Annotated in this window: 7 protein-coding genes; 1 reads left to right on the forward strand and 6 read right to left on the reverse strand. The window is 58.2% G+C overall.

Annotated features, from left to right (window positions below; genetic code table 11):
* Positions 1-1095: glutamine-hydrolyzing carbamoyl-phosphate synthase small subunit (carA, locus tag AB4043_RS05885; protein WP_442306660.1), on the reverse strand; the 1095-nt coding region annotated here is incomplete at its 3' end.
* Positions 1096-1238: 143 nt separating this feature from the next.
* Positions 1239-1553 carry a Rieske (2Fe-2S) protein gene (locus tag AB4043_RS05890; RefSeq protein WP_442299608.1) on the reverse strand — a complete coding sequence of 105 codons (315 nt, stop codon included), beginning with the start codon at positions 1551-1553 and terminating at the stop codon, positions 1239-1241.
* 92 nt (positions 1554-1645) lie between these two features.
* Between AB4043_RS05890 and AB4043_RS05895 the strand changes: the two genes are divergently transcribed.
* Positions 1646-2062 carry a DoxX family protein gene (locus AB4043_RS05895; RefSeq protein ID WP_442299609.1) on the forward strand — a complete coding sequence of 139 codons (417 nt, stop codon included), beginning with the start codon at positions 1646-1648 and terminating at the stop codon, positions 2060-2062.
* Between the two features lie 263 nt (positions 2063-2325).
* On the opposite strand, the gene AB4043_RS05900 is transcribed toward AB4043_RS05895, so the two are convergent.
* The 4 genes from AB4043_RS05900 to AB4043_RS05915 all read right to left on the reverse strand — a co-directional run.
* Positions 2326-3543 carry a DUF1501 domain-containing protein gene (locus AB4043_RS05900; RefSeq protein ID WP_442306661.1) on the reverse strand — a complete coding sequence of 406 codons (1218 nt, stop codon included), beginning with the start codon at positions 3541-3543 and terminating at the stop codon, positions 2326-2328.
* A gap of 210 nt (positions 3544-3753) precedes the next feature.
* Positions 3754-5889: a DUF1800 domain-containing protein gene (locus AB4043_RS05905; RefSeq protein ID WP_442299611.1), complete on the reverse strand. Its 2136-nt coding sequence runs from the start codon at positions 5887-5889 to the stop codon at positions 3754-3756.
* Positions 5890-5972: 83 nt separating this feature from the next.
* Complete coding sequence (locus tag AB4043_RS05910) at positions 5973-8144, reverse strand: alpha-ketoacid dehydrogenase subunit alpha/beta (protein ID WP_442306662.1); 2172 nt, start codon at positions 8142-8144, stop codon at positions 5973-5975.
* A 176-nt stretch (positions 8145-8320) separates the two neighbouring features.
* On the reverse strand, positions 8321-8546 hold a 226-nt coding region (locus AB4043_RS05915), incomplete at its 5' end, for a hypothetical protein (protein ID WP_442306663.1).

The raw sequence follows: 8546 nt of genomic DNA on the forward strand, positions 1-8546 counted from the left end.
GAGATAGTGCGAGTCGTGCGGCCCGGGACTTGCCTCCGGGTGATATTGCACGCTGAACATCGGATCGGTCTTGTGCTTCAGACCGGCAAGCGTATCGTCGTTCAGATTCACGTGAGTTACGGCAACGTCGGCGGGCAGACTTGCCGGGTCGACGTTGAAGTTGTGATTCTGCGCCGTGATCTCGACCTTGCTGGTCTCTTTGTTCATGATCGGATGATTGCCGCCATGATGACCGAACTTCAGCTTGTAGGTCTTGCCGCCCAGAGCCAGACCGAAGATCTGGTGCCCAAGGCAGATACCGAACATCGGCGTCTTCCCTTTGAGCTTCTGCGCATTCTCGATGGCATAGTGCAGCGGTTCCGGATCTCCGGGGCCATTTGAGAAAAAGACACCGTCGGGATTCATCGCCAGCACCTCTTCCGCAGACGTGGTTGCCGGCACGACCGTCACACGGCAGCCCTCGCGCGTGAGCATGCGCAGGATGTTCTGCTTGATGCCGAAGTCGTACGCCACCACGTGCAGAGGCTCGCCTTTGCCATCGCGCGCCTGCGGCAGCAACGGATCGCCGGCCTGGTTACGTGGATCGTCGGCATTAAACTCGTAGACAGACTTGGTCGTGACTACTGAGGCCAGATCCGTACCATCCATCTTCTTGATGGCACGCGCCTTGGCAATGAGCTTGTCCGGATCCGTTTCCAGCGTGGAGACAACGCCGCGCATGACACCGTTGGTGCGCAGATGGCGAACCACGGCGCGCGTGTCGATATCGGAGATGACAGGTACGTTATAGCGCTCGAGGTACTCATCGGTTACCTGAGTAGAGCGCCAGTTGGAACTAATAGGAGAAAACTCACGAACAACCAGCCCCTCAATGTAGGGTCGCGACGCTTCTGCGTCGCTGGGCGTGGTGCCGTAGTTCCCGATTTGCGGGTTCGTCAAGACAACGATCTGCCCGGCATACGAGGGATCGGTAAAGATCTCCTGATATCCGGTCAGCGATGTATTGAAAACGACCTCTCCGTAGCATTCGGCTTTCGCACCGAAGCCCTTGCCGCGAAAAATGCGCCCGTCTTCGAGCGCCAGGATGGCTTGCATCGCCTCTCCAAGGAGTGGATTCAATCGATTTTATCAGCTTTTGCCGCGCCTAAAAAGCGCAGGGCCAGAAGATGCTCCGGACCCTATATTTTCCGGCAGAAAATCGCCATTCCTGGTGAAACGACGTCCCATCTCAGTTGCATTTACGCGAGATCAACAAGCAGATCGTCGCCTTCCGTTTTTAGCGCGAAAACTTCCACGCTCGCCCGTTCGGGCGAGTGCGCTACGCCGGTCTTCGGGTCGAAAGCCCAGGCATGCCACGGACAAACGATCGCTCCCCCTTCCACCCAGCCTTCCCCCAGAGGGCCCCGCCGGTGAGGACACCAGTTATCCAGCGCATGCAGTTCGCCGTCCAGCCTTGCCAGGCAGACGTCAATACCGTCGGCTGTTGTCACCTGCATTGCTTTGCCTTCCCCCGGCGCTTCCTTGATCGAACACAAGCGGACCCACTGCGACATGAACAACCTCTCCACCAACATGCTAACGAACCGGGTTCCCTTCCGCTGTTTTCACACTGACAGGCAGACGCAAAGAGAGGTTAACTAGGCCTATGGGTAAATGGCTTGATGGCTTGCAACCGACCGCCGCTCTTCTGCTTCGTCTTACGCTGGGCATCGGCTTGATGTATTGGGGATGGGGCAAGGTGATTCCATCGCATGGAGCACCTGCGCTTTCTGCTATGAACCATCACGCAGCCTTTGTGCATTCGCTCGGCATGCCGTACTGGCTTGGCTACATCTCAGCCATCACGGAGTTCGTCGGCGGGCTGTGCCTGATCCTGGGCCTGCTCACTCGCTTCTGGGCGCTTCTCGCTGCAGTCAACATGGGCTTCGCGATCGGTCTGGTGACGATTCACAAAGGCTTTGCAGGCTCACAGTACGCGCTCTCCTGCCTTGTGATTGCGCTGATGCTCGCTACCTATGGCCCGGGCGTCATGGCAGCGGATCATCGCATCGGTCTGGACTGATCAGACTTCGGTCTCGACTAATCAGACTCAGACTCTCCGTGAGTAGATGCGCGCTCTGCTTATGAAAGGTCACTGTGCCCTTAAGAAGTGAGGGCTCCCGATACGCTGGGAGCCCCAAATGGGAGGGAGTGATGGTGCGGATTATGGAAGCCCAGGTCGTAGTCGGTAACCCAGACGTTGTTGATTGACAACACTTCATCAGACGCTTGTGATCCGAAAAAGTTGTCTCACACACATGTGATATCCCAGTTAACGACTAAGACTCACAAAAAGTTTAAGAACTCTTGCGGAAGCACGTTCGTATTTGGGAAAACGAGCTTCAGATCTTTCGCTCCCAGCGTTTTGTACGCTGCCTCACCCAGAACCCGACGGAAGTCCGTTGTCACCGCCAGGTCGCGGCCTTCATTCAACTGTTCGTTCTCAAGGCCGGGCCATCTGCCATAGACCTTACCGCCTTTTACATTTCCGCCGAGAACGAACATTACATTGCCGTGACCATGATCCGTACCGCCGGTGCCATTCTGACGCGCCGTGCGTCCGAACTCAGACATCGTGACCAACGTGATGTCTTCTGTATCGTCACCCATGTCCTTCCAGAAAGCGGCAATCGAATCGGAAAACTCTTTGAGACGATTCGCAAGGCGTCCGTTCACGTTCCCCTGATTCTGATGCGTGTCCCAATCACCGATGTCCGCAAACGCTGCTTCCACGCCGAGGTTTGCCTTCAGTAACTGCGCAATCTGCTTCATGCTGTTACCGAAGGGTGTATTTGGGTATGCTGCTCCATTCGCAGGCGTGTAGTGCGCGGGATCTGCGGACTTCAGCATGCGAACAGCTTCGAAGGTCTCCTGCCCCGTGCCATGCAGCACAGCGTCGACACTATCGGCGTACATCTGTTGAAACGCATTCGACATCGGAGATGGATCGGGACCGCGTCCACCGACGGAGAAATCCTGCAGATTGCTGATGGCGATTGCTGGCAGTTTGCCCTGCAGCGTGCGCGGGACCTGACCGCCTAAGGCAACCGCACGGAAAGGAGATTCCTCACGCAGCTTCTCTTCCTGCAATGCCCGGTTCAGCCAACCATCGGCCGTGGCCTTCAGGCCAGGCGTACCGCTCTCCATGAAGTCCTGAGCATCAAAGTGAGACCGTGTTATATCGGGTGACCCCGTAGCATGCACGATCGCGAGATGTCCCTGCTCATAAAGCGGCTTGAAGGACGCCATTGATGGATGCAGGCCGAAGAAACCATCCAGATCCAGAACCTGTTCCGGTTTGATGGCAAGCGACGGACGCATGGTGTAGTAGTTCTTCTCGTGATACGGCACAACGATGTTCAAACCATCTGCTGCACCGCGCTGGAAGAGGACGACGAGCTTCTTCTTGTTGGCCGCGGCTGTTGTAACCTCTGCCATCACCGAACGCGTCAAAAAACTTGGAATCGTCGACGTACCGACGAGCGCCAGTGCGCCACCCTTCATGAATCCACGCCTTGTTATCCGCATCGCCAGAACCTCTCTACGTTAGTTTTGACCCGTATCCGGAGCATTTCTCTCGCCGGGCAGAACATTTTCCCTGTTGGTGTAATCCAGAGCTTCCGCATGCTATGGGCGTTTTCCTCAATAGAAACGCCGCGGCACGCCTCTTCCGTGATACCCAGAAACAGGGGAAACGTTCCAGAAGACTCTCCCCTATCGCCTCTGGAATTCTGGCGATCCAATCAAAAGGCCGATCATATTCGCCGTCTGATCATCCAGAGCGGAGACGGTGGCTCCGGCACGGGAACGCCGCGAAGGCACACTTGCCGAGGCCGTTCCGTTACTCTGCGTCTCTTCCTCGGTAGCGGAAAGACTCTTTTCAGCCTGGGCCTGCAGCTCAGGATTGCGGAACTGCGCAAGGACTGTTTTACGCGTCCCCTCGCCGGCTGCCCTCCCCAAGAGGGTCTTCTCCAACGCCTGTTCCTTTGCCTCTTCTGATTGCTGCTCTCCCGATGGATCGCCGACAGCCACTCCCGGCAGGCTGTGCCCGAGCCGGATGCCAAAGTTCATACGATTGACCAGGGCTCCGGTGTTCAGCCATGTCTCCTGGTCCCACTTGTAGCCCGTTGGCGGCTGCGCTCCGTAGAGCGGCATACCGAGTGTGTTCATGGCCTGAACCAGAGGCAGCGGATTACTAACCTCGGCGCCGGTTGCACGAACGGCGCTCACCAGGAACTCCTCTGGAGTTTTAAACTTGGCGCCTTCATTCGATTTCGCCCAGAATTCAGGTGCATCGAACATGGTCTTCAGGACAGCCTTGATCTCTCCATGGGAGCGAGTGAAGCTGGCTGCCATCTTCTCGATCAATCCTGGATCCGGATGGTCGCTGACAAAGCGCTCCGCGAGCTTCTGACTGATGAAGTGAGCGGTTGCCGGGCTGGTGGCAAGCATGTGTAATACCTCAAGCCCCTCTTTCTCGCCGTTCTCCTTGATGGTGACGCCCAGCACGGTCTTCGAGCCGGGCTCGTGGCGGCGGTCAAGAAAAGCAAAACTGTTCGCGGATGCGATGCCCATACCGATCTGTTGCGCCGCCTGCTGCCTGCGTTCACGGCCGAAGACACCGCCCCGAAGCTGTTTCGGACGGAAACCCGGATCGAGCGTCCACCCAGTAAAGACCTTTGCTACCTCGGTGACGTCCTTCTGCGTATATCCGCCGTTCACTCCCAGCGTGTGCAGCTCCATCAGCTCACGGGCGTAGTTTTCATTCAGGCCGCGCGGAGCATTCTGCTGTGCCGCTGTCCGCAGAAAGCCTCCCTGGCTAGCCGCGGCAGAGTTGGGGCCGGTGCTCTGGAAGTTGTCGAGATAGACGAGCATTGCAGGACTTCTGGCGACGGCTACCAGCAAGTCCTCGAAGTTCCCCAATGCGCGCGGACGAATCACATCGCGCTCATAGCTCGGAAGGTAGTACGGCTCCTGCGCGTTTTTGCGGACGTACACATTGAAGTGATTCATCCAGAAGTTCGTCATGACCTCTTCGACCTGGTGCGTCGAGTAGATCTCACGGATGAGCCGTTGCTCCATCAGCTCTGCCCCGACAAGCCGCGGCGTTCCACCAAGCGCCGCCAATGTCTCTTTCTGCTCTGGCGTCATCCCCTCCATCAGTGAAGAAAGACGCTGCGGGCCGGCGATGCGGAGCGCCATCAGGTCACTCGTGTTCATCGCGAGAATCTTCTGGAAGCGCTCCTGCGGCGGAAGCTCTACAAGCTCCTTCACCAGGCGCTGCGGCTGCCCTGGAGCGATGCCGGCAGCCTGCATCCGTGCTTCCCGTTTGCCGGGATTGTCTTCGCCGGCAGCCATCTCGTTCTGTGGCTGCATCGCATCGGGACTCTGTCCCTTCTCCTGCGCTGCCGTCCGCAGTTTGTACTGCTCGATCTGGCTGCGGTAGATCGCCCGCTCGATGGGATCGCTGGGAAGAGATGCGCCGGTCCGATCCATCACACGAATCATCTGCGGACTCGGAAAGCGCCGCATCAATTCCGCCGTAGAGAGCTTCATGGCTGGATATTGGTCCAGCCGCATCAGCATCGCTGTGTCATCCAGTTTTTCAGGATGGAGTTGCTGGTCAAACCACCGCTCCAGACCGGTCTTCTCCACCGCTTCTATCTCGCCTGGACGAGGGCCGAAGGTAAACCGGCTCAAGGCGTAACGGGCGCGGTCCTGCGCGGCGATAGTGCCCGCAGTTTTCGCTTTATTGGAAACTGATCTCTCCGCCAGCAATGGCTGGCAGAGCAGCACGCCACATAGTGCGGCGGAACACAGTGTACGGAAGGCAGAGTCGGAGCGAAACATGGCAGCACCTGTGGGGGAAGAAACCCAATCTACCCCACAAGTTGCCGTTTGAATGACTTTTTACCGAAATAACTAAGGCTCGCCTAAAACTCGACCAGATCCTTCATCGCGGCGTAAATCTTCTCCGGCTGGGGCAGGATGAGGTCTTCCAGTACTGGCTGATAGGCGACAAAGGTATCCATTCCGGCCACACGGCGGACAGGCGCATCCAGGTCGTGGAAGAGCTCGTCCGCAATACGGGCTGCGATCTCGGCGCCGTAGCCCCAACTGATCATGTCCTCGTGCGCGATCAGAACACGGTTGGTCTTCCGAACCGATTCGGCGATGGCCTCCCAGTCGTAGGGCGACAGGGAGCGCAAGTCGATCACCTCAATGCTGATTCCCTTCTCGCGCTCCAGTTTCTGTGCTGCCTGCAGCGAACGCGGCACAACGGCGCCGTAGGTGACGACGGTAAGATGCTTGCCTGACCTGACGATCTTTGCCTTGCCGAACGGAATCATGTAGTCCGGCCCTGGATTGGAAGCGCGGCCATAGGCCTCACGATAGAGCCGCTTATGCTCCAAAAACAGCACAGGGTCATCGCAGCGGATGGAAGTGCGCAACAGACCGTTGGCGTCGAGGGCGTTGGACGGCATCACCACGCGAATCCCGGGAGTATGGGTAAAGATGCTCTCACCCGACTGGGAGTGATAGATCGAACCACCGGTCAGATATCCCCCGATCGGGCAGCGGATGACCATCGGTGCCGAGTAGGCGCCGTTCGAGCGCCAGCGCATTACGCTCAACTCGTTGCGCATCTGGTGAACCGCCGGCCAGATGTAGTCGAAGAACTGGATCTCAACCACGGGCTTCAGGCCCCGGAGCGCCATTCCAATCCCTCGGCCGACAATATTGGCCTCGGCGAGCGGAGAGTTGAAGCAACGGTCTCCACCAAACGCCTTCTGCAGGCCGTAGGTTAGCTTGAAGACCCCGCCCTTCCCCTTGAGTTCCCCGCTCCGCAGCCCGTCCTCACGACTGACATCCGCTACATCCTCGCCGAAGACGACAATGCGTTCGTCATGCCGCATCTCGTCGTGCAGACAGAGATTGATCAGGTCAGCCATCGTCCGCTCGGCGGCGTCGGTCTGCTTCGGCTCCGTGGCGAAGGCCGAAGATTTGGGATCCAGGTCTTCGGAGTACTGGTGGACCAGGATCGAATCTTCCGGCGGCAGCGGAGCAGCGAGAGCGGCGTCCGCCGCACGCTGCACCTCTTGGTCGACGGCCTTCTCCAGCGACGCAACCCCCTCCTGGTCCAGAATCCCCTCCTGGATCAGGAATGCCTGCATCTTCGAGATGGGATCGCGAAGGGCGTCGGCCTCGAGCTCCGCCGCGGTACGGTAGAGACGTTCGTCGTCCGAGAGTGAGTGAGAATATGGCCGAATCACATGGCCATGCACCAGCGCCGGTCCTTTGCCGCTGCGGCACCAGGCCACAGCCTCAACCAGAGCACGATAGCTGGCAATCGCGTCGGTGCCGTCGATCTCGGCAAAGAAGAAGTTCGGGAAGTTCGCCACCAGATGCGAGATGTTYCCGCCCGGCGTGTTGCATTCGACCGGTGTGGAGATGGCGTAGCCGTTGTCTTCCACCAGAAACAACACCGGAAGCTTGCTATTCGACGCTGTATTCAGCGCCTCCCAGAACTCGCCCTGCGAGGTGGAACCCTCGCCGATCGAGGTATAAGCAACCTCGTCGTTATAAAAAACGACATCCTTGAACTGACGGTAGTCTCCGTCAACTTTTGCTGCCGCTTTCGGATGATTGCTGAAGTATCGCCCCRCCTCTGCTATGCCGACCGCGTGCAGGCACTGGGTCGCGGTTGCGGACGATGGGCTGACGATATGGAGCTTTTTGCTGGTCCAGTGGGAGGGCATCTGCCGGCCGCCACTTTGGGGATCAGTTGCGGCGCCGACCGCCTGCAGGAGCTGATCCTCCGCGGTCTGTCCCAGGACCAGGCTGATGGCACGGTCGCGGTAGTAGGGCACAAACCAGTCATAGCTGGGCTTCAGGGCAAAACCGGCAGCCACCTGCAGGGCCTCGTGGCCGGCGCAGGAGATCTGGAAGAAGATTTTCTGTTGTCGTTTCAACAGAATTTCGCGGTCGTCAATGCGCCGCGACAGATACATATACCGGTAGAACTCGACGAGTTGCTCGGCGCTCAGGCCACCGTGATCGGCGGCCTGCTTCGGGGTCGTAGCTGCTGCGGCATTGCGAGGCATCGTATTCTGCTTCTCGATTGTAACCCTTTGTCCCTATTGCAAATCCTACGATTGCCGATCACACACCCTAAGGGTCGATCCGCCGTTTCTCGAAGGACTAGATGATGTGCCGCAGCCTCCTGTTTACGATCATGTATCTCTGCGCTTGCCTGCTCGCGATCTCCTAGGGAGCGCTGTTACCCCTTCATCCGCTCCTTGACTGACTTAGCCAGCTTCTCGATCTCCTCAGCCTTCTTGATGACAGTGATCGACATGGTGTCTTTGCTGGACTTGTCTACTTCGTCCTTCACCGGAGTGGCCAGCGTCAGCAGCTTCGGAGTGTCTTCCACCAGCCGTTTCGGCCGATCCTCGTTACGCCTTTTGGCCCGCTGATTCTCCATGGTCGCGTCGAAGGTTCCTGGG

Origin of the sequence: Terriglobus sp. YAF25 (assembly GCF_052113305.1) — a bacterium.
Taxonomy (GTDB): Bacteria; Acidobacteriota; Terriglobia; order Terriglobales; family Acidobacteriaceae; genus Terriglobus.

Excerpts from the sequence above, each read along its gene's own strand:
- AB4043_RS05890 (WP_442299608.1), bottom strand. The coding sequence starts at position 1,553 with ATGTCGCAGTGGGTCCGCTTGTGTTCGATCAAGGAAGCGCCGGGGGAA.
- AB4043_RS05895 (WP_442299609.1), top strand. The coding sequence starts at position 1,646 with ATGGGTAAATGGCTTGATGGCTTGCAACCGACCGCCGCTCTTCTGCTT.
- AB4043_RS05900 (WP_442306661.1), bottom strand. The coding sequence starts at position 3,543 with ATGAAGGGTGGCGCACTGGCGCTCGTCGGTACGTCGACGATTCCAAGT.
- AB4043_RS05905 (WP_442299611.1), bottom strand. The coding sequence starts at position 5,889 with ATGTTTCGCTCCGACTCTGCCTTCCGTACACTGTGTTCCGCCGCACTA.